The sequence below is a fragment of the Bradyrhizobium sp. 179 genome (assembly GCF_023073535.1).
GTDB lineage: Bacteria > Pseudomonadota > Alphaproteobacteria > Rhizobiales > Xanthobacteraceae > Bradyrhizobium.
Genome location: NZ_JADPJR010000108.1, coordinates 217,425 through 242,428, shown reverse-complemented (window position 1 = coordinate 242,428; position 25,004 = coordinate 217,425). Strand labels below are relative to the sequence as shown.

Annotated in this window: 28 protein-coding genes and 1 tRNA gene; 16 read left to right on the top strand and 13 right to left on the bottom strand. The window is 65.0% G+C overall.

Features of this window, described 5'->3' with window-relative positions:
- Nucleotides 1–111 precede the first annotated feature (111 nt).
- The 4 genes from IVB12_RS26095 to IVB12_RS26080 all read left to right on the top strand — a co-directional run bounded on the left by IVB12_RS26095 (nucleotide 112) and on the right by IVB12_RS26080 (nucleotide 2,723).
- Nucleotides 112–981, top strand: a complete 870-nt coding sequence (locus IVB12_RS26095; protein WP_247303358.1) for a sulfurtransferase — start codon at nucleotides 112–114, stop codon at nucleotides 979–981.
- A gap of 107 nt (nucleotides 982–1,088) precedes the next feature.
- Entirely contained in the window at nucleotides 1,089–1,778 is a 690-nt protein-coding gene (locus IVB12_RS26090) for an RNA polymerase sigma factor (RefSeq protein WP_247303357.1), read from the top strand.
- 90 nt (nucleotides 1,779–1,868) lie between these two features.
- Entirely contained in the window at nucleotides 1,869–2,399 is a 531-nt protein-coding gene (locus tag IVB12_RS26085) for a DUF4142 domain-containing protein (protein WP_247303356.1), read from the top strand.
- Nucleotides 2,400–2,408: 9 nt separating this feature from the next.
- Nucleotides 2,409–2,723 (top strand): cupredoxin family copper-binding protein, encoded by a 315-nt coding sequence (locus IVB12_RS26080; protein WP_247303355.1) that lies wholly within the window; start codon nucleotides 2,409–2,411, stop codon nucleotides 2,721–2,723.
- Nucleotides 2,724–2,898: 175 nt separating this feature from the next.
- Here IVB12_RS26080 and IVB12_RS26075 read toward each other — a convergent pair whose 3' ends face one another.
- The 4 genes from IVB12_RS26075 to IVB12_RS26060 all read right to left on the bottom strand — a co-directional run bounded on the left by IVB12_RS26075 (nucleotide 2,899) and on the right by IVB12_RS26060 (nucleotide 4,708).
- Nucleotides 2,899–3,165, bottom strand: a complete 267-nt coding sequence (locus IVB12_RS26075) for a hypothetical protein (RefSeq protein ID WP_247303353.1) — start codon at nucleotides 3,163–3,165, stop codon at nucleotides 2,899–2,901.
- A 180-nt stretch (nucleotides 3,166–3,345) separates the two neighbouring features.
- Nucleotides 3,346–3,723: a TIGR02301 family protein gene (locus tag IVB12_RS26070; protein ID WP_247303351.1), complete on the bottom strand. Its 378-nt coding sequence runs from the start codon at nucleotides 3,721–3,723 to the stop codon at nucleotides 3,346–3,348.
- 46 nt (nucleotides 3,724–3,769) lie between these two features.
- Complete coding sequence (locus tag IVB12_RS26065) at nucleotides 3,770–4,204, bottom strand: NUDIX hydrolase (RefSeq protein ID WP_247303348.1); 435 nt, start codon at nucleotides 4,202–4,204, stop codon at nucleotides 3,770–3,772.
- Nucleotides 4,205–4,207: 3 nt separating this feature from the next.
- Nucleotides 4,208–4,708: a hypothetical protein gene (locus IVB12_RS26060; protein WP_247303346.1), complete on the bottom strand. Its 501-nt coding sequence runs from the start codon at nucleotides 4,706–4,708 to the stop codon at nucleotides 4,208–4,210.
- 63 nt (nucleotides 4,709–4,771) lie between these two features.
- On the opposite strand from IVB12_RS26060, the gene IVB12_RS26055 reads away from it, so the two are divergent.
- A complete protein-coding gene (locus IVB12_RS26055; protein WP_247303344.1) occupies nucleotides 4,772–5,530 on the top strand; it encodes an SOS response-associated peptidase in 759 nt (252 codons plus the stop codon).
- Between the two features lie 125 nt (nucleotides 5,531–5,655).
- Here IVB12_RS26055 and IVB12_RS26050 read toward each other — a convergent pair whose 3' ends face one another.
- The 6 genes from IVB12_RS26050 to IVB12_RS26025 form a co-directional block, all read right to left on the bottom strand.
- Nucleotides 5,656–6,849: a CoA transferase gene (locus IVB12_RS26050; protein ID WP_247303342.1), complete on the bottom strand. Its 1,194-nt coding sequence runs from the start codon at nucleotides 6,847–6,849 to the stop codon at nucleotides 5,656–5,658.
- A gap of 36 nt (nucleotides 6,850–6,885) precedes the next feature.
- The gene (locus IVB12_RS26045) at nucleotides 6,886–7,815 is read right to left on the bottom strand and encodes a glycine reductase (protein WP_247303340.1); all 930 of its coding nucleotides are present in this window, start codon (nucleotides 7,813–7,815) and stop codon (nucleotides 6,886–6,888) included.
- A 285-nt stretch (nucleotides 7,816–8,100) separates the two neighbouring features.
- The gene (locus tag IVB12_RS26040; RefSeq protein WP_247303338.1) at nucleotides 8,101–8,682 is read right to left on the bottom strand and encodes a GDP-mannose pyrophosphatase; all 582 of its coding nucleotides are present in this window, start codon (nucleotides 8,680–8,682) and stop codon (nucleotides 8,101–8,103) included.
- A 9-nt stretch (nucleotides 8,683–8,691) separates the two neighbouring features.
- Nucleotides 8,692–9,135: a GNAT family acetyltransferase gene (locus IVB12_RS26035; protein ID WP_247303336.1), complete on the bottom strand. Its 444-nt coding sequence runs from the start codon at nucleotides 9,133–9,135 to the stop codon at nucleotides 8,692–8,694.
- Complete coding sequence (locus IVB12_RS26030) at nucleotides 9,132–10,559, bottom strand: FAD-binding oxidoreductase (protein WP_247303334.1); 1,428 nt, start codon at nucleotides 10,557–10,559, stop codon at nucleotides 9,132–9,134. The genes IVB12_RS26035 and IVB12_RS26030 overlap by 4 nt, the downstream gene beginning before the upstream one ends.
- Before the next feature lie 101 nt (nucleotides 10,560–10,660).
- Nucleotides 10,661–11,644, bottom strand: coding sequence for an L-threonylcarbamoyladenylate synthase (locus IVB12_RS26025; RefSeq protein ID WP_247303398.1), 984 nt, complete (start codon nucleotides 11,642–11,644; stop codon nucleotides 10,661–10,663).
- Between the two features lie 74 nt (nucleotides 11,645–11,718).
- Here IVB12_RS26025 and IVB12_RS26020 point away from each other — a divergent pair.
- A tRNA-Pro gene (locus IVB12_RS26020) sits at nucleotides 11,719–11,795 on the top strand.
- Nucleotides 11,796–12,103: 308 nt separating this feature from the next.
- Nucleotides 12,104–12,352, top strand: coding sequence for a hypothetical protein (locus IVB12_RS26015; protein ID WP_247303332.1), 249 nt, complete (start codon nucleotides 12,104–12,106; stop codon nucleotides 12,350–12,352).
- A 3-nt stretch (nucleotides 12,353–12,355) separates the two neighbouring features.
- Here the strand turns inward: IVB12_RS26015 and IVB12_RS26010 are convergent, their stop codons facing one another.
- The gene (locus IVB12_RS26010; protein WP_247303331.1) at nucleotides 12,356–12,721 is read right to left on the bottom strand and encodes a hypothetical protein; all 366 of its coding nucleotides are present in this window, start codon (nucleotides 12,719–12,721) and stop codon (nucleotides 12,356–12,358) included.
- Nucleotides 12,722–12,802: 81 nt separating this feature from the next.
- Nucleotides 12,803–13,027, bottom strand: a complete 225-nt coding sequence (locus tag IVB12_RS26005; RefSeq protein WP_247303329.1) for a hypothetical protein — start codon at nucleotides 13,025–13,027, stop codon at nucleotides 12,803–12,805.
- 1,292 nt (nucleotides 13,028–14,319) lie between these two features.
- Here IVB12_RS26005 and IVB12_RS26000 point away from each other — a divergent pair.
- The 4 genes from IVB12_RS26000 to IVB12_RS25985 all read left to right on the top strand — a co-directional run bounded on the left by IVB12_RS26000 (nucleotide 14,320) and on the right by IVB12_RS25985 (nucleotide 17,088).
- A complete protein-coding gene (locus IVB12_RS26000) occupies nucleotides 14,320–14,937 on the top strand; it encodes a TetR/AcrR family transcriptional regulator (protein WP_346657738.1) in 618 nt (205 codons plus the stop codon).
- A 51-nt stretch (nucleotides 14,938–14,988) separates the two neighbouring features.
- Nucleotides 14,989–16,182 carry an MFS transporter gene (locus IVB12_RS25995; protein WP_247303325.1) on the top strand — a complete coding sequence of 398 codons (1,194 nt, stop codon included), beginning with the start codon at nucleotides 14,989–14,991 and terminating at the stop codon, nucleotides 16,180–16,182.
- Between the two features lie 138 nt (nucleotides 16,183–16,320).
- Complete coding sequence (locus IVB12_RS25990; protein WP_247303323.1) at nucleotides 16,321–16,740, top strand: DUF4118 domain-containing protein; 420 nt, start codon at nucleotides 16,321–16,323, stop codon at nucleotides 16,738–16,740.
- Between the two features lie 138 nt (nucleotides 16,741–16,878).
- A complete protein-coding gene (locus tag IVB12_RS25985; RefSeq protein ID WP_247303322.1) occupies nucleotides 16,879–17,088 on the top strand; it encodes a hypothetical protein in 210 nt (69 codons plus the stop codon).
- Nucleotides 17,089–17,345: 257 nt separating this feature from the next.
- Here the strand turns inward: IVB12_RS25985 and IVB12_RS25980 are convergent, their stop codons facing one another.
- Nucleotides 17,346–18,323 (bottom strand): LysR family transcriptional regulator, encoded by a 978-nt coding sequence (locus tag IVB12_RS25980; protein ID WP_247303320.1) that lies wholly within the window; start codon nucleotides 18,321–18,323, stop codon nucleotides 17,346–17,348.
- A 118-nt stretch (nucleotides 18,324–18,441) separates the two neighbouring features.
- Between IVB12_RS25980 and IVB12_RS25975 the strand changes: the two genes are divergently transcribed.
- Genes IVB12_RS25975 through IVB12_RS25955 form a run of 5 tightly spaced genes read left to right on the top strand, consistent with a single transcriptional unit; the run spans nucleotide 18,442 to nucleotide 25,002 of the window.
- Entirely contained in the window at nucleotides 18,442–19,479 is a 1,038-nt protein-coding gene (locus IVB12_RS25975; RefSeq protein ID WP_247303318.1) for a class 1 fructose-bisphosphatase, read from the top strand.
- 12 nt (nucleotides 19,480–19,491) lie between these two features.
- Complete coding sequence (locus IVB12_RS25970) at nucleotides 19,492–20,367, top strand: phosphoribulokinase (protein ID WP_247303316.1); 876 nt, start codon at nucleotides 19,492–19,494, stop codon at nucleotides 20,365–20,367.
- A gap of 26 nt (nucleotides 20,368–20,393) precedes the next feature.
- Nucleotides 20,394–22,412 (top strand): transketolase, encoded by a 2,019-nt coding sequence (gene tkt, locus IVB12_RS25965; protein WP_247303314.1) that lies wholly within the window; start codon nucleotides 20,394–20,396, stop codon nucleotides 22,410–22,412.
- Nucleotides 22,413–22,424: 12 nt separating this feature from the next.
- Complete coding sequence (fba, locus tag IVB12_RS25960; RefSeq protein WP_247303312.1) at nucleotides 22,425–23,510, top strand: class II fructose-bisphosphate aldolase; 1,086 nt, start codon at nucleotides 22,425–22,427, stop codon at nucleotides 23,508–23,510.
- A gap of 31 nt (nucleotides 23,511–23,541) precedes the next feature.
- Nucleotides 23,542–25,002 (top strand): form I ribulose bisphosphate carboxylase large subunit, encoded by a 1,461-nt coding sequence (locus tag IVB12_RS25955; protein ID WP_247303309.1) that lies wholly within the window; start codon nucleotides 23,542–23,544, stop codon nucleotides 25,000–25,002.
- Nucleotides 25,003–25,004: the final 2 nt, after the last annotated feature.

Below are 25,004 nucleotides of genomic sequence, written 5' to 3'. Positions count from 1 at the left end.
AATCCGCCGCGATAATTGGCTGATACGATTGCCGCCTCTGGAATACTGGATTGCCCGCTTCGCAGGCGACGACAGCGTGCCCGGAAGCGCAAGTTCAATTGGGAGAGAGTAATGTCCCCACGGACACCCCTCATCACCACCGAGCAACTCGCAGCCATCCTCGACAATCCCAACCTTCGCCTCTACGACTGTACGACCTACAACGAGCCGGTGCCGCCGGGCAGCGACCTGCCTTATCGCGCGGTGCCAGGCGACAAGACGTTTGCGGCCGGCCACATTCCGGGCGCCGATTTCCTCGATCTGCAAGGCGAGTTCTCCGACGCCTCGGCGCAGCAGTTTTTCATGATGCCGGATCTGGCCCAGCTGGAGGCCGCCTTCGGCCGCCACGGCCTCGACGCGAACAAAACCATCGTGCTCTACAGTATCGGCACGATGATGTGGTCGACGCGGTTCTGGTGGATGCTGCGCTCGCTCGGCGTCGATGCGCTTGTGCTCGACGGCGGTTTCGACAAATGGAAGGACGAGGGGCGGCCGGTCGTATCAGGCGTACCGAAGGGCTATCCGACCACCACGTTCCAGGCTGCACCTCGCCCAGGCTACTTCGTCGACAAGAACATCGTGAAGGCGCGGATCGGCGATCCCGCGACGGTGATCGTCAACGCGCTCGGTCCGCAGTTTCACCGCGGTCTCGAGCCGAGCCGCTACGGCCGGCCAGGCCGCGTTCCCGGCAGCGTCAACGTTCCCGCCGCGACGCTCACCAATGCCGACAAAACGCTGACGACACTGGCCGATGCCGAGCACAAATTCACCGCCCAAGGCGTTACGCGCGATAAGAATGTGATCCTGTATTGCGGCGGCGGCATCTCGGCGACGATCGACCTGTTCCTGCTGACCCAGCTCGGCTATGACAAGCTCACGCTCTATGACGCCTCGATGGGCGAATGGGCGAGGGATCCCGCCTTGCCGATCGAGACGGATTAAGAAAGGCGCTTCTTATCTTCTCGGCTCCAGTGGAGCCTAAGAAACTCGGGAACCTTTCCTCAGAGCCTGCATCCAATAGCCAGATCGAACGGAGATGGGTAACCGCAATGCAACCGACCGCAGCCGGCCTGTCCGCCGGCGTTAGAACCGCGGAAGCAGAGCTGATCGACCGAGCGCGGGGCCGTGACGAGGCCGCCTTGCGCGAGATCATGCAGGCCAACAACCGCAGGCTCTACCGCCTCGCGCGCGGCATCCTGCGCAGTGACAGCGAGGCCGAGGATGTGGTGCAGGAGACGTATGTCCGGGCCTTCACCCACCTCGACGGTTTTCGGGGCGAGGCCGGGTTGTCGACCTGGCTGTCGCGCATCGCCATCAACGAGGCGCTCGGCCGGATGCGCAGCCGAAAGCCCGATGTCGAGCTCGGCGCGATACCTAATGCCGCGCTCGATGCGCAGATCATCAAGTTTCCCGTTTCTCCCGCAGGCGATCCGGAAAGGACCATGGCCCAACGTGAAATCCAGCGCGTGGTCGAACGCGCAATTGACGAGTTGCCGGATGTCTTCCGCATGGTCTTCGTTGCCCGGGTCATGGAGGGGATGACCATCGAGGAGACCGCCGATTTGCTCGGCGTAAAGCCCGAGACCGTGAAGACGCGGCTGCACCGCGCCCGCACCATGCTGCGCGAGAATGTCGAGAAGGAGATCGGGCCGGTGGTGATGAATGCGTTCCCGTTCGCCGGATGGCGATGTGAGCGCTTGACCGTATCAGTGCTGAAGCGGCTCGGCTTCAGCGGCTAAAGTTTTCGGGAACGTTTGCGCGAAATACCCATCCAATTCCTGTGAAGCAACGCGCCGGCCAAACGTCCGGCACCACAGGAGTATCAAACCATGTTCATTCGATGGAGCGCGGCCGCCGCAGCCCTTTTGTTGTCGAGTTTTGGGCTGCTGCAAGGCGCGAGTGCAGCCGACAAGCCCACCGATCCGCAGATCGCCCATATTGCCTACACCGCGGGCGTGATCGACATCAACGCAGCGAAGCAGGCGATGAAGAAGGCCAAGAACAAGGACGTCAAGGCCTTCGCCGAGGACATGGTGCGCGACCATGAGGCCGTCAACAAGCAGGCGCTCGCGCTGGTCAAGAAGCTGAACGTCACGCCTGAAGACAACGACACCAGCCGCGCGCTGTCCAAGCAGGCAACCGACAAGCTGGCTGAGCTCGACAAGCTGAGCGGCGCCGCCTTCGACAAGGCCTATGTCCAGAACGAGGTCGCCTACCACAAGGCGGTCAACGCCGCGCTGGAGACCCAGCTCATTCCGTCCGCGAGCAATAACGAGCTGAAGAGCCTGTTGCAGACCGGCCTGAAGATCTTCCAGGGTCATCAGCAGCACGCCGAGCACGTCGCGGCCGAGCTAAAATAGGAGAGTGCGATGAAGCCGGGACGCCTCGCTTCGATCGCGCTTGCGGTCATGTTGCTGGTCGTCCCGGCGCGTGCGGCGACCATTCAAATCACGATGGACAATCTCGTGATCTCACCGGCCGAAATGTCGGCAAAAGTCGGTGACACCGTTGAGTGGATCAACAAGGACATCTTCGCTCACACAGCCACCGCGACCAACGGCGATTTTGACGTCCCTCTGCCGCCGAAGAAGTCCGCGACGTTCGTGGTGAAGAAAGCGGGAACGGTCGATTACTATTGTCGCTACCATCCCAATATGAAGGCGACTCTGAATGTCGAGCCCTGACGCCGGGGGCGCATTCCCGATCGCATCGGGAATGTCTCCCGGTCATCGCCAGACTAAGCTTGTCCGCGCTCAATCGCTTCCGTGCGATAAAACGCGGCAGACTTCGCGAGCACGTCGCAGAGTCATTCATCCGTCAACCGGCCCCGTGCCGTGGCGGGGTTATTTTTCGAACAGGTTATTGTCTGGAGATTCCGACCGAGAACTCGCCATTGCGAATGCGGCCAGGAAAGCTCTCGACGAACTTCGCCACCGCGTCCTCGCCATAGGTGCCGACGAGCTCGGCAAAGGCCGCGAACAGGCTCGCCTGCGCCAGGCAATCGCCGTCGACGCCGTCGTGGCGCGCCTCGGCCCAGGCCTCATTGAGATAGCTCAGCGCAGCCTGCTTCTGCTCGTGATCGGGCAGCGGCGCGCGGGCGGGGGCGTAGGAAATCGGCTGGCTCATGAAACTCGGTCAGGGCTGGGGCGCGATCCACGGCGATGCGCTGTGCGAGAGGTGTAGCACGGGCGTTAACGACCGCTAGGCCACATCTTTAAGAACGGTTAACGCCTGTGAACAAAGTCGATGACGGAGTTCCATCCGCGTCATTTCCGGGCCGCGCGCAGTGCGAACCGGACGGAGAGCTCAGTTCGCGTAACGCGCCGTGAGATCGCGCGAGATCTTGGAGCCTTCCTCGATATAGCGGCGGATCGCCACCGTCGCTGCCGGCGTGCAGCTCCGGTAGGTCTGCTGAAAGCCGTTATAGCCGCGGTTGAAGGCGGCGATCATGCGGGTGCGGCGATCGCCGGAGGGGGTTTCGGCATCGATCAGCGCCTGCATCTCGCTGCGCCATTTGTTGCCCTCGTTGGACCCGCAGATGCCGCGCAGATAATGCAGCCCGCCGAGGATCTCCGCCAGCCGCTGCAAATCGCCGTCAAACGGCGCCGCCACGTCCTGAGCCCGGCCGGGCGCAGAGGCGCAAGCGAGAATCAGGGCGAAAATGGCCAGAAGTCGCATGGACATTGGCGGGGTGTATGCCTCCTCGGGGCGTTGCACGCAAGGCGGAGCGTCAGTCTCCGATCAGGCGTGCGGCGGATTGGATGACCTCCTCCAGTCCGCCGGTCAGCTTGAGCTCGCCCAGGCCTGCGATGGCATCCGGGGCGATCCAGCGGTAGTCGTCGAGCTCGTCGTTCAGAACCGGTTCTTTGGCCACCCAGCGGGCGGCAAAGGACATGATCAGGTAATGACCGGCTCCGGCTGCGGCCGGCAGCACCTCGCGCCAGCCGGCGAGGCCAATGATGTCGATGGCAAGCCCGGTCTCCTCGTCGACTTCGCGCAGCAGGGCCTGGTGCAGCGATTCGCCGAACTCGACCCGACCCCCGGGCAGCGAATAGAACCCCTTTGCGGGCGAACGGGCGCGGCGGGTCAGAAGCACCTTGCCGTCGCGAAAAATCGCGGCACTGACCGCGATCTGGGGATGGGACGGCTGGACCGCGGAAGCCACGGCTCAGTTCGCCATGATGGTGTCGATGTCGGCTTCCGCGCCGCCATTGATGATGCCGCCGCAGGCCGCGATCAGCGGCTTGACCCATGCCGTGGCCTGCTCGGCGAGCCGAACGCGCGTCGTGTCCTTGTCGACCTCGCGCATGGCCGAGCCGACCGCGGTCAGGATCGAGGTCATGGTGTCCGTGATGTGGTCGAACTGGGCCCGCACCTTGGGATCGGCCTTCTCATAAGCCTCGATGGCGAGGTCGCGCGCCTTAAAATTCGACGCCGTGAAATGCTCGGCATAGGATAGCGGCGTCCAGGTCAGAAAATCTTCCGCGCATTCCGGCATGTCAGGGACCATTTCCAGCAGCATCACCGCTTCATTGAAATGGTTGAGATAGTCGGTGGCAAGCCCCGTCCGCGGGTTGATGTTGGCGACGCGCAGCCGCTCGGCCCAGGCGGCGGCCTCGGGGCCCGTCTGTACATGCGTCCGCGCGGGCTGGGAGGCCGTTGAGCTCATTCGCCGCAGTGTTAACGTTCGGGGTTAAAAGGACCTGAACGGACCCTATATAGACCCCCTGGGATGTGTGGACGCTTTGTCATAACTTCGGCCCCCGCGGCTTTGCGGCAATTGTTCGGCTATATCGAGCAGCCGAATTTTCCGCCCCGATACAACGTGGCTCCGACGCAGCCGATTCCGGTCGTATGGATCGAGAACGGCGCGCGCCATTTCCGCCTGATGCGTTGGGGGTTTTTGCCGGGCTGGGTCAAGGATCCTCGCGGGTTTACGCTCCTGATCAACGCCCGCTGCGAGACGGTGCTGGAGAAGCCCGCCTTCAGACACGCGATTCGCCGCCGGCGCGGCCTCATCCCGGCGGACGGCTATTTCGAGTGGAAGGTGGAGGGCGGCCGCAAGCAGCCCTTCTTCATCCATCGCGCCGATGGCGCGCCGCTCGGCTTTGCCGCTTTGTTCGAAACCTGGATTGGGCCGAACGGCGAGGAGCTCGACACGGTCGCCATCGTCACGGCAGCGGCCGGCGAAGATCTCGCGGCGCTGCATGACCGCGTGCCCGTCACCATCAGCCCGCGCGATTTCGAGCGCTGGCTCGATTGCCGCAGCGACGAGATCGACGCGATCCTGCCGCTGATGACCGCTCCGCGCATTGGCGAATTCGCCTGGCACCCGGTCTCCACCCGCGTCAACCGCGTCGCCAATGACGACGAGCAGTTGCTGTTGCCGATCAGCGCCGAGGAGATGGAGGCGGACGTCGTGAAGCCGAAGAAGGGAGTGCGGAAGGCGGCGGTTGGGTCGGTGGATGACGGGCAGGGGTCGTTATTCTGATCGCCGATGCCGTAGGGTGGGCGAAGCGAAGCATGCCCACCGTCGTGCGCCAAGAAATCGACAGGTGGTGGGCACGGCGCGTTGCGCCTTTGCCCACTCCCTACGGCAGCGGCATATGTCGCGGCTTACACGATCTCCTTCGCCCTCAGCGCCGCGATCTCCGCCGCATCGAACCCCAACTCGCCCAGCACCGCATCCGTATCCGCCCCAAGCTCCGGCGCCATGCGGTCCAGCTTGCCGCCGCCATGGGCGAGCTTGAATCCGCTGCCGGCAAAGCGCAGGCGGCCATAAGGCGTGTCCAGCTCCTGGATCGCGCCGCGCGCCTTGATTTGCGGGTGGTCGATCACCTCCTCGACCTTCCAGATGCTGGCGCAGGGTGCGCCGGCATCTTCCAGGATCGTCTCCCATTCGCGCGCCGGCCGTGCCGCCAGCGCTGCCTCGATGATGGCGCGAAGCGCGCCCTCGTTCTCGTTGCGGGAGAACCAGTCGGCGAAGCGCGGATCGCTCAGCGCGTCCTCGCGGCCGAGCGCAACCATGAGCGCGCGGTACTGCTTCTCGTTGTTGACGGCGAGCAGGATGTGACCATCGCCGCATTTGAACAGGTTGGCCGTGGTCCTGCGGCTCACCGCCTGGTTGCCCGAGAGTGTTTGACGATGGCCTGCAACGGACCAATCCGCGATCTGGCCCGAGAGGAAGGCCAGCGTCGCCTCCAGCATGGAGACGTCGATGAGCTGGCCCTTGCCGGTGCGGTCGCGCTGATACAGTGCGCTCGACACGCCGAACGCCGCGGTCGCGCCCGACAGCACGTCGCACACCGCAAAGCCCGCGCGCGTCGGTCCGGTCTCGGGATGGCCGGTGATCGCCATGATGCCCGACAACGCCTGCATCTTGCCGTCATAGCCGGGCCGCAGGCGGTCCGGCCCGGTCTGGCCGAAGCCTGACACCGCGCAATAGATCAGCTTCGGATTGATGGCGGATAGCGCCTCGTAGCCGATGCCGAGCTTGTCCATCACGCCGGGACGGAAATTTTCCATGACGACGTCGACCTGGCTCGCGAGCTTCTTCACGATCGCGATCGCCTCGGGCTTTTGCAGGTCCAGCGTCAGGCTGCGTTTGTTGCCGTTGATGGCCTGGAACGCCGGCGCCAGCCCGCGCTCGGCCCATTCGCGGCTGAGCGGCGTGCGGCGCATGTCCTCGCCCTCGCGCCGCTCGACCTTGATGACGTCGGCGCCCAGCAGCGCGAGCTGATAGCTCGCATAGGGGCCGGCCAGCACTTGCGTGAAGTCCAGGATCTTCACGCCCTCGAACGGTCGCGTCACGTCGCTCTCCCTTTTTTCTTTCTTTGGTGGAGGACGTCAGGCGGCGCGGTTGCCGCGCGCGATCTCCTTCTGCTTGTCGAATTCGGCGCGCCGGCGCGCCAGCTCTTCCGGCGAAAGCTGCGCCACGTTGTTGTAGTCGAGCTTCCAGGAGGCATCCTCGCTCCAGCGCAGCGGCGATTGCATCGTCGTCTGCGGGCCGCTTGCGGTCTCCAGCAGCCGCAGTGCCAGCTCCAGCGTCTGCGCCTGCGAGGCGATGTCATGCGGCTTGCCGGCGGAATTGCCGAGTGGGAAATCCGAGAAGAGGAAGCGCGGCACGGCGGCGTGCTCGATGATGTCCTTGGCGCAGCCCATGATCACGGTGGCAATGCCGTTCCGCTCCAGGTGCCGCGCCACCAGCGCCGTGGTCTGGTGGCAGACCGGGCAGTTCGGCACTAGCACCGCGACATCAACCGCATCCGCGAGGCAGCGCGCCAGGATTTCGGGCGCGTCGGTGTCGAGCGTGACGCGATGGCTGCGGTTGGTCGGCGCGCCGAAGAAGCGCGGGGCGACCTCGCCGATGCGGCCTGCGGCGCTGGCCTTCAGCAGCTGCGGCAGCGGAAACCAGGTGCCGCTGTCGGTCGCGCTGGTGTGCTTGCGGTCGTAGCCGATGTGCGAGATGCGCAGATCGTGCTGCTTCGACGTATCACCGTCATAGACCTGGTAAAACTTCGCGCCGCCATTATACGCCGCGCCCGGCCCCTGGTCGCCCTTGCTCGGGTCGAACGGTGCGGCCGTGGTGATGATCGTGACGCGCGACTGCGCCACTTTCTTCTTCAGCGGCTGGAACGGTGCCTCCGTGTAATGCGCCCAGCGATACGGCGTGGTGTAGCCGATCGCCGCGTAATAGTCGCGCGTGCGCTGCATGTAAGGGACGGGAGAATCGTAGTCGGGCGCAAAGCCGAATTCGTCGTCGCGCGGAGCGGACATGGGCGCGTCTCCTGGTTCTTGGTTAGGGGCCAGACTAGAGATAGATTTGGGGGCGCTCAATGGGGGCGAGGAGGACGCGGGACAGGATTGCAGGCTTGATAGAGCGAGCCGCGCTCTTCCCCTCTCTCCTTGTGGGAGTGGGTGGCTCGCCGCGTCGCGGCGAGACGGGTGAGGGGTATCTCTCCGCGAGCCCAACTCCCTCAGGAGTTCGGGGAAGCATACCCCTCATCCGGCGCTTCGCGCCACCTTCTCCCAAGGGGAGAAGGGAAGAAGCCAGCCGCAAGCTCACCTGAACACGTGCAACGCCACATATTGCAGCAGCATGATCGCCTTGGCGTCGATGATGCGGCCGTCGCCGATCATCGCCAGCGCTTCGTCGATGGCAAGCTCGAGCACCTCGATGTCCTCGCCCTCGTGCGCGAGGCCGCCACCGTCGCTGACCCGCATCTCCGGCTCGTATTCGGCGATGAAGAAATGCAGCTTCTCGGTGATGGCGCCCGGGCTCATGAAGGCCTCGAACACCTTGTGGACGTCGTGCAGGCGATAGCCGGTTTCCTCCTCGGCCTCGGCGCGGATGCGGACCTCGGGGGCGGCGTCATCCAGCACGCCGGCGGCGGCTTCGATCAGCAGATCGTCATAGCCGCGAATGAACGCCGGCAAGCGGAACTGGCGCACCAGGATCACCGTGCGCCGCACGCGATTATACGGCAGCACGGCTGCGGCGTTGTCGCGCTCATAGGTTTCCCGGTGCTGCGTCTGCCACTCGCCATTGGCGCGCCGGTACTCGAACGTGGTGTTCTTCAGCGGCGCCCAGTTGTCCGAGAGCACGCGGACGTCCTTGATGCGGACACGGTCGGAAATGGTCATGGCTCGATCTCAGTTGCTTGGAGTCGTCTCGCGGCCGTCGAGCCACTTCTGGAACATCACCGAGGTGGATTCCGTAAAGCCCAGTGACTGGTAGAAGGCATTGGCCTGCGCGTTCTCGCGCCGGATCAGGAGCTGGAGCTTGAGAATTCCGGCCGCGCGCAGCCAGTCCTCGGCTGCTGCCATGATGATGCGGCCGTAGCCGTGCTTGCGGCGATCAGGATCGACGGCGACGTAATAGACCCAGCCGCGATGGCCGTCATGGCCGACCATGATTGTGGCGACGATCGCGCCGCCCTCGCGGCCGACCAGCACCGTGGAATTGTCACGGCGGCGCGCCAGTGCGATGTCGGCACGCGGGTCGTTCCACGGCCGGGTCAGGCCGCAGCGCTGCCACAGCGCCACCACCGGCTCGACATCGGCGTCCTCGATGGCGTCGATCGCAAGAGCGCTCACAGCACCTTCCCCGGATTCATGATTCCCAGCGGATCGAGCATCGCCTTGATCGATCGCATCAGCTCGATCGCGGTCTTGTCCTTCACCTCGGGCAGTTCGTCGCGCTTGAGCACGCCGATGCCGTGCTCGGCCGAGATCGAGCCGCCCATGCGCAGCACGATCTCGAACACCACCGCGTTCATCTCGTGCCAGCGGGCCAGAAAGTCCGCACTGTTGGCGCCGACCGGCTGGCTGACGTTGTAGTGCAGATTGCCGTCGCCGAGGTGACCGAACGGCACCGGCCGCGCGCCGGGGATCAGCTTCACCACCGCGGCATCCGCCTCGGCGATGAAGGCGGGCACGGCCGCGACGGGGACGGAGATGTCGTGCTTGATCGAGCCGCCTTCCGGCTTCTGCGCCGCCGACATCTCGTCGCGCAGCTTCCAGAAGCCGGCACGCTGGGTGAGATTGGCCGCGATCACGGCGTCGTCGACGATCTCCTCTTCCATGGCGCGGGTCAGGATCGTCTCCAGCGGCGTGCGGGCATCCTCGCCCGGCGAAGACAATTCCATCAGCACGTACCAGGGATGCTTTTCTGCGAGCGGATCGCGCACGTCGACGCCGTGGCGGATGGAGAAGTCGACCGCCATCTGCGACAGCAGCTCGAAGCTGGTCAGCGCATTCGCGGCCTCACCTTGCGCGATCGTCAGCAGTTTGAGCGCCGCGGCCGGCGACTTCAGCCCGACGAAGGCGGTCTCGACCGCCCGCGGCTTCGGAAACAGTTTTAAAGTCGCCGCCGTGATGATGCCGAGCGTGCCTTCCGCGCCGATGAAGAGGTTGTGCAGATTGTAGCCGGTGTTGTCCTTTTTCAGCTTCGACAGCACGTTCAGCACGCGTCCGTCGGCCAGCACCACTTCGAGCCCCAGCGCCATCTCGCGCGCGACGCCATAGGCGAGCGCGGCGGTGCCGCCGGCATTGGTCGAGAGATTGCCGCCAATAGTGCAGCTGCCTTCGGCACCTAACGAGAGCGGAAACAGCCGGTTGACCTCCGCCGCCTTCTGCTGCGCGATTTGCAGCACGACGCCGGCCTCGCAGGTCATGGTGTTGGAGGCGGTGTCGACCTCGCGGATCTTGTCGAGCCGCCGCAGCGACACCACCACTTCGCCATTGTGCGGCGTCTGCCCGCCGACGAGGCCGGTATTGCCGCCCTGCGGCACCAGCGCGATCCTGTGCGCGGAGGCGAGCTTGCAGATCTCCGAGACTTCCGCCGTCGAGCCCGGACGCAGCACCAGTGGCGAGCGGCCGTGAAACAAATTGCGTTCCTCGGTGACGTAAGCCTCGATGTCGGCGGCATCGGTGATCGCGTGGCGCTCGCCGACGATCTTGCGGAATTGTTCGATCAAATCAGGCGCAAGCGGCGGGGTGGCGGATGTGTTGATGTTCATGTGGTCGTCTTTCATTCCGCTACTTATACCTTGCGCATGATCTGATCGGAAAACCGCCGCACACTTTTCGCTAACGCGTCCCTTAGAGTCCGGATCATCCGCTATCGGGCAACCGCCGCCCGGCGCAGCCGGTCGTTGATCGCTTCGCCAAGTCCTTCTTCGGGGATCGCCATCACGGCGATCGCGCGTGGCCCCCTGGCATCGAGGCTGCGAAGATAGCCGAACAGATTGGCGGCGGCTTCATCGAGATCGCCGGCGGGCGACAAGTTCATGACAGCGGCGGCGGCTTCAAAGCCGGGCAGGCGCCCCGGGCCGAATGCCAGCAGCGCTTCGTCCGGCTTCACCTCGTGCGCATTGAGCCGTACATGGGCGCGCGGCGCGTAATGCGAAGCCAGCATGCCCGGCGCCAGCGGCTGGCTGTCCCCGCTCTCGGTCTCCGCGGGTGGCCGCGCCAGGGATGCGCCGAGCACGGCCTCGATACGCTCGCGCGACAGCCCGCCCGGGCGGAGCAGCATCAAGGTCTCGAAGCAGCCGACGATCGTCGATTCGACGCCGACCTCGACCGGCCCGCCGTCGACGATCAGGTCGATCCGTCCGGCAAGGTCGCTTTCGACATGGTCGGCCAGCGTCGGCGAGACATGGCCGGAGATGTTTGCGGACGGCGCCACCACCGCCCCGCCAAAGGCGTGCAGGATCGCCTGCGCCACCGGATGGGCGGGGATGCGGATCGCGACCGTATCGAGACCGGCGGTCGCGAGCTCTGCTACCGGGCAGTTCTCCGTCTTCGGCACCACCAGCGTCAGCGGCCCCGGCCAGAACGCCTCTGCAAGCTTAAGGGCGCGCGCATCGAGCCGCCCGATCCGCCGCGCGGCGGCAACGTCCGCGACATGGGCGATCAGCGGATTGAAGGCAGGACGGCCCTTGGCGGCGTAGAGATGGGCGATTGCAGCGGCATTGGCGGCATCGGCCCCGAGCCCATAGACCGTCTCGGTCGGAAACGCGACCAGCCCGCCGGCCGCGAGCGCTCGGGCCGCGGCCGCGGCCGCAGCCTCTCCGGCCGGCAAAATCAGCGTTTCGAGACCCATTTTCACAGGGATAAAATTCCTCAACTCGGCCGCTTGCGGTGCGCCAAACCCGACGCTATAAGCCGCCTTCTTGTCGGAGTGTGGCTCAGCCCGGTAGAGCACTGCGTTCGGGACGCAGGGGTCGCAGGTTCGAATCCTGCCACTCCGACCATTCTTCCAAAAGTCGACGTATTCCTAAAGGCTTGGCAGACCGGCCGCCGGCGCTTCGGGAGCGCCTTTTTGCAACGATTTTCGGGGCGGGTCCACGGTCGATTTGGCCTAGCAGGGACGTCTGTCGGGGTGGCATGGCTCACGCCGATCAACGCGCCTTTCGGTCGCGCCGGTTGCGGTCGACCCTGTACAGGCCAGAAGTTGTGCAGGTCGGCGTATTAGACCGGCCTGCAGCCTTGGCATTCCGTTTGCTCAGTCAGGACCATCGGCAGTCCCCAGCGGAGGGACTGTTTCAGGGTGAGGCAAACAATGAAAGAAGTGTCCCGTTTTGGCTCCACTGGAGAGCTTCGGCTCAGCGCGCTGATTGCGGATTTGTGGTGGCGCGTTCAGCTCATGAATTCCGACATCCTCGAAGAAGAGGCCAAGGCCGGAGCGTTTGACGTGAAGGACCCGTCCTATCCGCTGCTCGCGACAAACCTTCGCGCGCGACGTGAGAATCTCGTGTTGACGATCAATGCGCTGGAGCAACGCGCGAAATCGGTCCGCGCCGCCGCGTGAGGATCAACGCCGCGCCACAAGCACGCCGACCAAGAACGCCACCATCAGCGAGGGCAGCGGCGCCTCGCGCACCATGCCGCGGACGATGTCCTGCCAGTGCTGCTCCGGGACGAGTCTTGGAGACCTGACGTCGGCGAGCGGCGCCATGCCCAATTCCGATGCGAGGTCGGTGATCTCGCGCCTGGCAAGGCGCGAGCCGTCGCGGATGCGGAAGATGGCAGCGTCGGATCGCTCGCGCGGCGCCAGCGCCATCAGCGTCGCGATCGCGGTGCGCAACGTCATCTCGCCATAGCCTTGCAGCCTCACCGACTCTTCGGGATCGGACGTCATGCGAAATCCCTCACGGTGCGAGGCGCGCGATGCCGTCATGGTCTTGCTCCATGCTCAGCATGGAAATGGTGGTGCGCGAGGTTGGTTCCTTGGCCGGCGAGCGAATTGCGATAGGCCTGATTACTTGCGCAGCAACTCGCTCAGCGCGGCCGTCGCCTCGGCGCAGCGGATATCGTCGATTTCGCGCGACAGCCTGAGCGCGCTCGATCTCAGCTCTTCGATCTTCCAGCTCTCGGGATGCTGGCCTTCGAGCTGGCCAAGCCGCTTGTTCAGGTCATCCAGTCTCGATTGGAGCTGCCCGATGCTGGCGGCCCCATTCACTTTCCAAACGCGCTGTGCACGCATCGTAGTTCCCCTGCTAGTCTCACGACGTTGTGAGAGCGGTTCGTGGCCGTAATGGGAGTTTCTTTTGACCGGCTTCAGACCGTGGGGAACCGTTGCATATTCGCAACGATCGCAGCGGCGAGGTCGCCCGCACTCACTTGCACGTAGCTCCTCTCGTAACCCGATGGAACGCAGTGTAACCCGGGCCTCTGGTTGCGCGCACGGCGCTGAATTGCGCTTCCACTCCAGCCGGGCGACGCTGCCGCGCCTGTGTCGCGGCTCTGTCAATCCCGTCGCGCAAAAATATTCCGCTTTACCGAAATTCGGAAATGGCGCATGTGTCGCCCATCCCGGCTCATCCGAGAGGGGCGATCATGTGTCGTGATGATCGCGGAGCCGGGCTTGCAGTGGACGCGGCAGCGTCGGGCGCGATAAGTCAGGGGCAGGGCGGATTGCTCTCCGTGAGCCCTCGAGGCTTCGCGCAGACGGACGGCGCTGTCAGGTTCGTCGCGCCAGCATGTCGATGGCAAGGTGCACAACGCCGTGGAACCCTGCGGCGCAGGCGAGCCGCGCGTACGGCAAAACCGTGTGGTCCTGGCCGTCGTTGCTACGGTCAAGCTCTTGCGGATGCGGGCATTGGCGTCAACCGGCGCGGTGTCCGTGACTTCCACGAGGGCGAGGGAGGCCAGAACGAACTCGGCTCCCGGGAGAGCGCGGCATAAGCCGTCAAACCACTGCGCAGGGAAGGCCGTGTGTTGGGCTTCACCTGTATGCCGCTGTGCAGTTCTTCTGCGTGTGCCTTTCGCACAGCGGACCGTGGGTGCCAGCCGGCACCCGGCCTTCCCTGCGCCCTCTTGGCTTGAGAGGGTGGAGCGACGAAGCAAAGCTCGGGCGAAATCCGCCACGAGAATGCGAAGGCGTGTCTGCGTAAAGTGCGCGTTTGAAAATGAGTCCGTGCACCTTGCTCCGTCATTGCGAGCGCAGCGAAGCAAATCCAGAGTCTTTCCGCGGCGGGATTCTGGATTGCTTCGCTGCGCTCGCAATGACGTGTGGAGAGATCATGCCTCACTCTCCTCTCGTGCCCCGGACGCAGCGCAGCGCCCTTTAGCGATGCGCTGCAGAGCCGCGGCCCATCTCTCCGCATTTTGCCGTGTCGCTTTCTGGCCCCCGGCTCTGCGCCGCAACGCTTGGGCGTTGCAGCTTATCTGGGACGCGATCTCCGAGGTTTCCGCTCTCCATCAGCCAGCCTTTATCCACTCCCATTCACAACCAAGTGTCTTTATTCGGAAACAATCATTCCCTATTATCCCGCCATGCAAAAGGCCGCCCGCCGATCTCAGCCCGCCCGTTCTCCCGGCCGTCCCCGGGAGTTCGACATGAACACCGCGCTCGACAGGGCCGTGCGCGTGTTTCGCGAGCGCGGTTATCATGCCACCTCGATCGGCGATCTCACCGCGGCGATGCGGCTGGCTACGGGGAGCGTCTACAAGGCGTTTCGCGACAAGCATGCCGTGTTTCTCGCCGCCTTCGAACGCTACACCACGCTGCGCCAGGAGCAGACGCGCAGCGCAGCGGCGCGCGGTGTAAACGGCCGCGAGCAAATCCGCAACGTGCTCTTGTCCTATGTCGAGCATTCCCAGGGCACCGAGGGGCGGCGCGGCTGCCTGGTCGTCGGCAGTGCGGTCGAACTGTCCGCGCTCGATCCCGTGGTCGGCGCCCGCGTGAATGCGCAGCTCAAAACGAACGAGAGCTTCATCGCCGGCCTCATTCGCCAGGGGCAGGCCGATGGGTCGATTCCCCGTCACGTCGATGCCGACGACACCGCGCGGCTGATGATCTGCATCACGCAAGGCATGCGCGTCGCCGGCAAGGCACGCCTGCCGCTCGACGGGACGCGCCTCGTCGCCGTCGCTATGAAGCTGCTCGCCTGAATTTTTGTCATAATAGGGAATGGTCATTCCCTATTCCTGGAGTCTAAGCGAATGACGATGAATGCCACGATCGAGACCGCGCCCGGACCGGATGCGGTGTCGCAGCGCCTGACCTTCGTGCTTGCCGCGGCCTGTGGCATGGTCGCCGCCAACATCTATTACGCCCAGCCGCTGATCGCGCCGATCAGCGCTGCGCTCGGCCTGTCGCATGCAGCTAGCGGGCTGATCGTCACCATGACGCAGATCGGCTACGGTGTCGGGCTTCTCTTCATCGTACCGCTCGGCGACCTCGTCGAAAACCGCACGCTGATCTGCTCGGTCATTGCGCTTGGGGCGGCGGCCCTGCTCGCCGCGGCGTTCGCCACTCACGCGCTGCCGTTCCTGATCGCCGCGCTGTTCATCGGGCTCGGCTCGGTCGCGGTGCAGATCATCATTCCCTATGCCGCGCATTTGGCGCCCGAGGCCATCCGCGGCCGCGTCGTCGGCAATGTCTCGACCGGCCTGATGCTCGGCATCATGCTGGCGCGCCCGGTGTCGAGCTTCGTCACGGCGGCGCTGTCGTGGCACGCGGTGTTCTTCGGCTCGGCCGGGCTGATGATCGTGCTCGCAGCCGTGCTCTGGATGACGCTGCCGCAGCGCAATCCGGTCGCGCGCATGCATTATGGCGCGTTGCTGCTGTCGATGCCGCAGCTGGTGCGCACCACGCCGCTGCTGCGCCGCCGCGCGCTCTACCAGGCGAGCCTGTTCGGCTGCTTTACGCTGTTCTGGACGGTGGCGCCGCTCCAGCTCGCGAGCGCGTTCGGCTTCTCCCAGCGCGGCATCGCGCTGTTCGCGCTCGCCGGCGTTGCCGGCGTGTTCGCGGCCCCGATCGCAGGACGGCTCGCCGATCGCGGCCATAGTCGCCTCGCGACGCTGGTGGCGATGCTGCTCGCAGCCGCCGGATTCCTGATCACGCAGATCGGCGCGGCCGGATCGGTGCTGAACCTCGCCTGCCTGGTGGTGGCCGCGATTGCCATCGATATCGGGGTGCAGGGCAATGTCGTGCTCGGCTTCCGTGCCATTTTCGCGCTCGGGCACGAGCACCGCAGCCGCCTCAACGGGCTCTACATGGCGACGTTCTTCGCCGCAGGTGCTGCCGGCTCCGCGCTCGGCGCCTTCGCCTTCGCACAGGGCGGCTGGACCCTGGCATCGGCCATTGGCCTTGCCCTGCCCGTCGCTGGCCTGCTCTATGCGGCGAGCGAGTAGCCGCCGGCATGGCCGCAATTATGCGGTGCGGCCCATTTACCAACCGCGCGAGGACGCAATTTCCGCCTCGCGGTCCGCTCGCCGCTGTAGTACTTTGGTCGCAAGCGGACCTGGTTAACAGGCGGCAGGGGGAGGCTGATGAGGCGTACGGGACTGTTTGGCGTACCGCGGGTACGGCCATGGTCGTGGCAGGCGTTTCTGCTGGGGCTTGTCATCGTGGCGATGTCGGCGGTGCTTCAGGGAATTTGTGTCGCGCTCGGCGCAAAACTGTATTTCGCCGCATTCCTGCCCGGCGTCTTCCTGCTCGGGCTTGTCGCGGGCGTGCCGGCGGCGGCGCTCGCCGCACTGCTGACCATTCCGCTGGTATGGTGGGCGTTCATGCCGCCCTTTTTCGAGTTCAATTCGCTGACCAGCGCGAATGCCGATTCCATCAACCTGTTCTGCCTGCTGGCCGTGCTGGTGATCGGCCTCGCCGATCTCTGCCGCGAGACGATGGCGATCGTCAGCCGCGGCGGGCTGAAGCGCCCGGGCGAGAGCACGGCAACGAACCCGCAATAGATCGACTGTGCACGCGCATGCGCGTTGCGCGCGCGCAACAGTTCGGCAACCATCCGCGAGCTTGCCGTGCGCCGCTAACTTTTCGAAAAAGATTTGGCCGCAATTTCTCCCGCGGGAATGACGAGGGAGTTTTCGGACATGAATGGCCAAATAACCGGTCACGCCATCTTGGAGAACGTGCGCCGCTACCGCGGCATCGCATCGCTCTACCGCCAGACCGCTGCATTCCGCCCGGGCCAGAGCTGGTCGTTGTTGGAGCAGGCGAGGGATTGGGAAGCGCGGGCGCTACTGGAGCTGGAAGCCTATTTCGCGGCGCGCGCAGACTACGCCGCCCCGCTCGCGGCCTGATCGTCAACCATCGGCACGGCCTCGGTCCAGCTTGCCGAAGGTGCGATCGTCGGATCGTGCACGGGACATCACGGTGCAATTACGGAGTTGCCTCGGCAAGCGCCTGTGCTAGCAACGGCTCAACGAGATTCTTCACGTCGGCCGGGGCACGCGATGACCACCTTCAACCGCATCTTCACGACGGAGCGTCTACTCCAGATCATCGTGATCCTGGCCGCGACGATCGCGATGAAGCTGATGGGCTGAACTTCGGCGACTTATCGCCCGCCGAGCTCGGGCACGTCGGGCAGATAGTTCGATCCCTCCGAACCCAGAAAATCGAACATCGCCTGCGCCGGCGGCAGCAGCACCTTGTCGCTGCGGCGGATCACGTACCATTGCCGCACGATCGGCAGGCCGGCGACATCGAGCACGATCAGCCGGCCCTCGGCGAGCTCATGCGCCACGGTGTGCGCCGAGATGAAGGTGATGCCGAGCCCGGCGATCACCGCCTGTTTGATGGTCTCGTTGCTGCTCATCTCCATGCCGATGATCGGCTCGAGATCCGACTTCTGGAACATGCCTTCCATCAGCGTCCGCGTGCCCGAGCCCCGTTCGCGGGTGAGGAAGGTCTCGTGCACGAGATCGGTCAGGTTAAGGCCCGAATCCTTCTCCAGCCAGTGCCCCTTGCGCGCCACGATGATGTGCGGATTGCGCCCGAGCTGACGGACGTCGACAGTGACGTCCGCGGGTGGCCGACCCATCACGGCGAAATCGAGGTCGTAGCCGTGCATGGCCTCGCGGATCTCCTCGCGATTGCCGATGGTGAGCTTGATCTCGATCTTGGGATAGCGCTTGGAGAACGCCGCGATCGCGTGCGGCACGAAGTACTTTGCGGTCGAGACCGCACCGAGCTGCACCGTGCCGCCGGTCCGCCCCGCCAGCAGGTCGAGCGCGCCCTGGCAGTCCATGATCGCGGCCTCGACCCGTTCGGCCAGCGCCAGCACCTCCTTGCCGGCCTCCGTCAGCAGCATGCCGTCACCGGTCCGCTGCACCAGCGGCAGGCCGGCGAGGTCCTGAAGCTGCCGAAGCTGCTGGGTCACGGCGGGCTGCGTCAGCCCGAGATGGCCGGACGCCGCCGTCACGCTGCCCTTGGCCGAAAGCGCCGCAAGCGAGCGCAGCTGCCGGATCGTCAGATGCCGGAGCTGGGTCGCCCCGTGGCCGGGGCCATTATAAGAAAATTCTTTGGAGCTCATTATGAATAGAAATTTTCCTTATTAAGCCGTCCCTGTCAATCTCATCGTGCTGGGACTGACCGCACCGACCTCCACGGGGAGGGAAATAGATGCGGCGCCAGCAATGGGATGGACGCAGATGACCGGGCAACTCAGGTTGGACGACCACCTTCAGCGGTACTCTGAGACCGCGCCGCATGCGCTCGCCGTGGCGGCCGCAGTCGACGCCATCGCGGCAGCGGCGATCCAGATCGCCGATGTCATCGCCTCCGGCGATCTCGCCGACGCCTCGGGCCTGACCACGGGCCGCAACAGCGACGGCGACCTCCAGCGCGATCTCGACGTTCAGGCCGATGCGATCCTGCGCCGCTGCCTTAGCAGGCTGCCGCTTGCTGCCCTGGCGTCGGAGGAGATGCGCGAGGCCCAGATTGTCGACCGTGACGGCCGCATCTGCGTCGCGATCGATCCGCTCGACGGCTCCTCCAACATCGACATCAACATGACCGTCGGCACGATCTTCTCGATCCTGCCGGCACCCGTTGATCTCTCACTCGCCTTCCATCAGCGCGGCTCGGCCCAGCTTGCGGCGGGCTTCGTCACCTACGGTCCACAGACCTCGCTGGTGCTGACGCTCGGCGACGGCGTCGACATCTTCACCCTCGACCGCAAGTCCGGCTGCTTCCGCCTCGCGCGCAGCGGCGTGCAGATCTCCGAGGCTTGCGACGAGTTCGCGATCAACGCGTCCAATCGCCGGCACTGGGATCCGCCAGTGCGCGCTTTCATTGACGAATGCCTCGCCGGTGTCGAAGGCCCCGCCAACCACGATTTCAACATGCGCTGGATCGGCTCGCTGGTCGCGGAAGCCTATCGCATCCTCACCCGCGGCGGTGTGTTCCTCTATCCCTCGGACGCCCGCCCCGGCTATGGCGACGGCCGCCTGCGCCTGACCTACGAAGCGCATCCGATGGCCATGATCATCGAGCAGGCCGGCGGCTCGGCCTCGACCGGGCGCGAGCGCATCCTCGAGCTGTCTGCGCAAAGCCTGCACCAGCGCGTGCCGCTGATGATGGGCTCGAGCAACGAGGTGCGGCGGGTCGAGGAATTGCATTGCGATCCGCTGCTGGTCGCCAGCGTCTCCGCGCCGCTGTTCGCGCGGCGCGGATTCTTCCGGCTCTGAGCGAGGCGTCCCATGTCCAGGAAGCATCCCATTATCTCCATCACCGGCTCCTCCGGCGCCGGCACCACCTCGGTCAAGAAGACCTTCGAGCAGATATTCTTCCGCGAGAAGGTCAACGCCGTCTACATCGAGGGCGACGCGTTCCATCGTTACGACCGCGCCGAGATGCGCGCGCAGATGGCGAACGAGGCCGAGCGCGGCAACAAGCATTTCAGCCATTTCAGCCCCGAGACCAACCTGTTCGAGGAGCTGGAGCGCGCGTTCCGCGACTATGGCGAGACCGGCACGGCGGTGACGCGTCACTATGTCCACGATGCCGAGGAATCCGCGTTGCACGGCGCGCCTCCCGGCACCTTCACCGATTGGGAGCGGCTACCCGAGAATTCGGACCTGCTGTTCTACGAGGGCCTGCACGGCGCCGTCGTTACTGACAAGGTGAATGTCGCGCGCTATGCCGACCTCAAGATCGGCGTCGTGCCCGTGATCAATCTCGAATGGATCCAGAAGCTGCACCGCGATCGCAGCGCGCGCGGCTATTCGACCGAGGCCGTCACCGACACCATCCTGCGGCGGATGCCCGATTACATCCATTACATCTGCCCGCAATTCACCGAGACCGACATCAACTTCCAGCGCGTGCCGACGGTGGACACCTCTAATCCGTTCATCGCGCGCTGGATCCCGACGCCAGACGAATCGATGGTCGTGATCCGCTTCAAGAATCCGCGGGGCATCGACTTCCCCTACCTGCTGTCGATGTTGCCGCAAAGCTGGATGTCGCGCGCGAATTCGATCGTCTGCCCCGGCGCGAAGCTCGATCTCGCGATGCAGCTGATCCTGACGCCGCTGATCATGCAGCTGATCGAACGCAAGCGAAACCTGAAGTGAAGCAACGACGATAACGGGAGGGCCCGATGAACGTCTCGGTTCATGCCGAAGCCGACCTTACGGCAGTCACGCACAACGATCTCGCCAACGCCGTCCGCTTCCTCGCGGTCGACGCCATCGAGACCGCGCAGTCCGGCCATCCCGGCCTGCCCATGGGTATGGCCGACGTCGCGACCGTGCTGTTCTCACGCTTTCTCAAATTCGACTCGGCGCACCCGAACTGGCCCGACCGCGACCGCTTCGTGCTGTCGGCCGGGCACGGCTCGATGCTGCTCTACGCGCTGCTGCATTTGACCGGCGGTGATGTCAGCCTCGATGACATCAAGGCGTTCCGGCAATGGGGCTCGAAGACACCGGGTCACCCCGAATACGGCCACACGCCGGGGGTCGAGACCACGACTGGACCGCTCGGGCAGGGGATCGCGACGGCTGTCGGCATGGCGCTCGCCGAGCGCATGGCCAATGCGCGGCATGGCGATGGCCTCGTCGATCACTTCACCTATGTGATCGCCGGCGACGGCTGCCTGATGGAGGGTATCAGCCAGGAGGCGATTTCGCTGGCCGGCCATCTCCAGCTCGGCCGCCTGATCGTGCTGTTTGACGACAATGGAATCTCCATCGACGGGCCGACCTCGCTGGCAATCTCCGACGACCAGCTTGCGCGCTTCGCCGCCTCCGGCTGGTCGGTGCGCCGCGTTGACGGCCACGATCCCGAGGCCGTTGCGCAGGCGATTGCGCAAGAGCGTGAGACGACAAAACCATCGCTGATCGCCTGCCGCACCATCATCGGCTATGGCGCGCCGGACCGCCAGGGCACTGAGAAGGCGCATGGTGCGCCGCTCGGAGCCGAGCAGACGGCCGCTGCGCGCCGGATGCTGGGCTGGGATTATCAGCCCTTCGTGGTGCCACTTCCGATCCTGAAGGCGTGGCGGATGATCGGACAGCGCGGGCAGGTGGATCGTCTCGCCTGGCTCGATCGTTATGAACGTGCGACGCCAGAGCAGCGCGACCTGTTCATCGAGGGCAAGGCCGTCGCCTTGCCGGGCGCCTATGCGCTGGCGGCGGCGAAGTTGCGCGAGCGCTTCGCCAGCGAGCGCCCGAAGATCGCGACGCGACAGGCCTCGCAACAGGTGCTCGACGGTGTCGCCGGGACGATTCCCGGTTTCGTCGGCGGCTCGGCCGACCTGACGCATTCGAACCTGACGCACGCCAAGGTGCAGGCTCCCGTCACGCGTGGGACGTTCGCCGGCGATTACATCCATTACGGCATTCGCGAGCACGGCATGGCCGCCGCGATGAATGGCCTCGCGCTGCATGGCCGCTTCATCCCCTATGGCGGTACCTTCCTCGCCTTCTCCGACTACAGCCGGCCGGCGATTCGTCTTGCGGCCATGATGCGGCTGCGCGTCATCCATGTGATGACCCACGACTCCATCGGCCTCGGCGAGGACGGCCCGACGCACCAGCCGGTCGAGCATCTCGCCGCGCTGCGGGTGATTCCGAACCTTCTGGTGTTCCGTCCCGCCGACGCGGTGGAGACGCTGGAGGCCTGGGACTGCGCACTCAATTCCGAGAGCCGTCCGTCCGTGTTGTGCCTGTCGCGTCAGGCCTTGCCGACCTTCCGCAGCGATGCTCGCGGCAGAAACCGCGTCGCGCGCGGCGCCTATCTCGTCGTCTCGCCTGACGGCGGCCGCGATGTGACGTTGATCGCAACCGGCTCGGAAGTGTCGATCGCGCTGGAGGCGGCGCGCCTGCTCGCGACCGAGCACATCCGTGCCGCCGTCGTGTCCGCACCCTGCTTCGCGCTGTTCGAGCAACAACCGGACGATTACCGAGCCACCGTGCTCGGCACTGCGCCGCGCGTCGGGATCGAGGCGGCCGTAGCGGGCGACTGGCCGCGCTGGATCGGCACCGAGGGCGAGTTCGTCGGCATGCGCGGCTTCGGCGCCTCGGCGCCGGCGCCCGTACTGTACAGCGAGTTCGGCATCACACCGCAAAGCATTGCGGAAGCCGCCCGACGGGCGATCGCTCGCAAGCGACAATAAGGAGGATTAATCGTGGCTCGTATCACCCTTCGACAACTGCTCGATCACGCCGCCAGCCACGGCTACGCGGTGCCGGCGTTCAACATCAACAACATGGAGCAGGGCATCGCGATCATGCAGGCGGCGGCAGAGGTCGACGCACCGGTCATCATCCAGGCCTCGCGCGGTGCGCGCAGCTATGCCGGCGATTTCATGCTCTCGCACATGATCGACGCGCTGGAGCGGACCTATCCGGACATCCCGCTCTGCATGCACCAGGACCACGGCAATGACGAAGCGACCTGCGCCTCCGCGATCGCCCACGGCTTCACTTCGGTGATGATGGACGGCTCGCTGAAAGCCGACGCAAAGACTGCGGCCGAGTACGAATACAACGTCGCGATCACCCGCCGCGTCGTCGATCTCGCCCACTGGGTCGGCGCCTCCGTCGAAGGTGAGCTCGGCGTGCTCGGCTCGCTCGAGCATGGCGGCGGCGAGCAGGAGGACGGCCACGGCGTCGAGGGCAAGGTCGGCCACGACCAGTTGCTGACCGATCCGGACCAAGCCGTCGACTTTGTCCGCGCGACGAAGGTCGATGCCCTGGCGATCGCGATGGGCACCTCGCACGGCGCCTACAAGTTCAGCCGCAAGCCAGATGGTGACATCCTGGCGATGCGGGTAGTCGAGGAGATCCATCGCCGGTTGCCGAACACGCATCTCGTCATGCACGGCTCATCGTCGGTGCCGCAGCCGCTGCAGGACATGTTCAATCAGTTCGGCGGCGAGATGCCGCAGACCTGGGGCGTGCCGGTCGAGGAGATCGTACGCGGCATCGGAAGCGGCGTGCGCAAGGTCAATATCGATACCGACTGCCGTCTCGCAATGACCGCGGTGTTCCGCAAGGTCGCCGCGCAGGCGCGCTCCGAATTCGACCCACGAAAGTTTCTCAAGCCGGCGATGGATGCGATGCGCGAGCTTTGCCGCGAGCGCTTCGAGCAGTTCGGCACGGCTGGCCACGCGAGCAAGATCAAGGTGGTTCCGATGAGCGAGATGGCGCGGCGCTATCGCGCCGGCGAACTTGATCCGCGCATCGACGCCCGCGAACCGGTCGCAGCCTAGTCGTTCAGAGAGAGAAGAGCAGGAGAGAGTCATGAATGCACACGCAGGAACCGTCCGCGGCAAGGAAAGATATCGCTCGGGCGTGATGGAATATAAGCGCATGGGCTATTGGGAGCCCGACTACACGCCAAAGGACACCGACGTCATCGCGCTGTTTCGCGTGACGCCGCAGGAGGGCGTCGACCCGATCGAGGCGTCGGCTGCGGTCGCCGGTGAATCCTCGACCGCGACCTGGACCGTGGTGTGGACCGATCGGTTGACAGCCGCGGAGAAATATCGCGCGAAATGCTATCGCGTCGATCCGGTCCCGGGCTCGCCCGGCTCCTACTTCGCCTACATCGCCTATGACCTCGATCTGTTCGAGCCGGGCTCGATCGCCAACCTCTCGGCCTCGATCATCGGCAACGTGTTCGGCTTCAAGCCGCTGAAGGCGCTGCGGCTGGAGGACATGCGCTTCCCGGTCGCTTATGTGAAGACGTTCCAGGGACCGGCGACCGGCATCGTGGTCGAGCGCGAGCGGCTCGACAAGTTCGGCCGGCCGCTGCTGGGCGCGACCGTGAAGCCGAAGCTCGGGCTTTCGGGCCGCAATTACGGCCGCGTGGTCTACGAGGCGCTGAAGGGCGGGCTCGACTTCACCAAGGACGACGAGAACATCAACTCGCAGCCTTTCATGCACTGGCGCGACCGTTTCCTCTACTGCATGGAGGCGGTGAACCGTGCGCAGGCGGCCTCCGGCGAGGTCAAGGGCACCTACCTGAACGTCACCGCAGGCACGATGGAGGACATGTACGAGCGCGCCGAGTTCGCCAAAGAGCTCGGGTCGTGCATCGTCATGATCGACCTCGTGATCGGCTACACCGCGATTCAGTCGATGGCCAAGTGGGCGCGGCGCAACGACATGATCCTGCATCTGCATCGCGCCGGCCACTCGACCTATACGCGGCAGAAGAGCCACGGCGTGTCGTTCCGCGTCATCGCCAAATGGATGCGGCTTGCCGGCGTCGACCACATTCATGCCGGTACGGTGGTTGGCAAGCTCGAAGGCGACCCCCACACAACGCGCGGCTACTACGACGTCTGCCGCGAGGACTTCAATCCAACCAAGCTCGAGCACGGGCTGTTCTTCGACCAATCCTGGGCGAGCCTGAACAAGATGATGCCGGTGGCCTCCGGCGGCATCCATGCCGGGCAGATGCACCAGTTGCTCGACCTCTTGGGCGAGGACGTCGTGCTGCAATTCGGCGGCGGCACCATCGGCCATCCCATGGGCATTGCAGCCGGCGCGACCGCCAATCGCGTGGCGCTGGAAGCGATGATCCTCGCCCGCAACGAGGGCCGCGACTATATCCACGAAGGGCCGGAGATCCTCGCCAAGGCGGCCGAGACCTGCACGCCACTGAAGGCCGCGCTCGAAGTCTGGAAGGACGTCACCTTCAACTATCAATCCACCGACACGCCGGACTTCGTGCCGACGGCGCTGGAAACCGTTTGAGG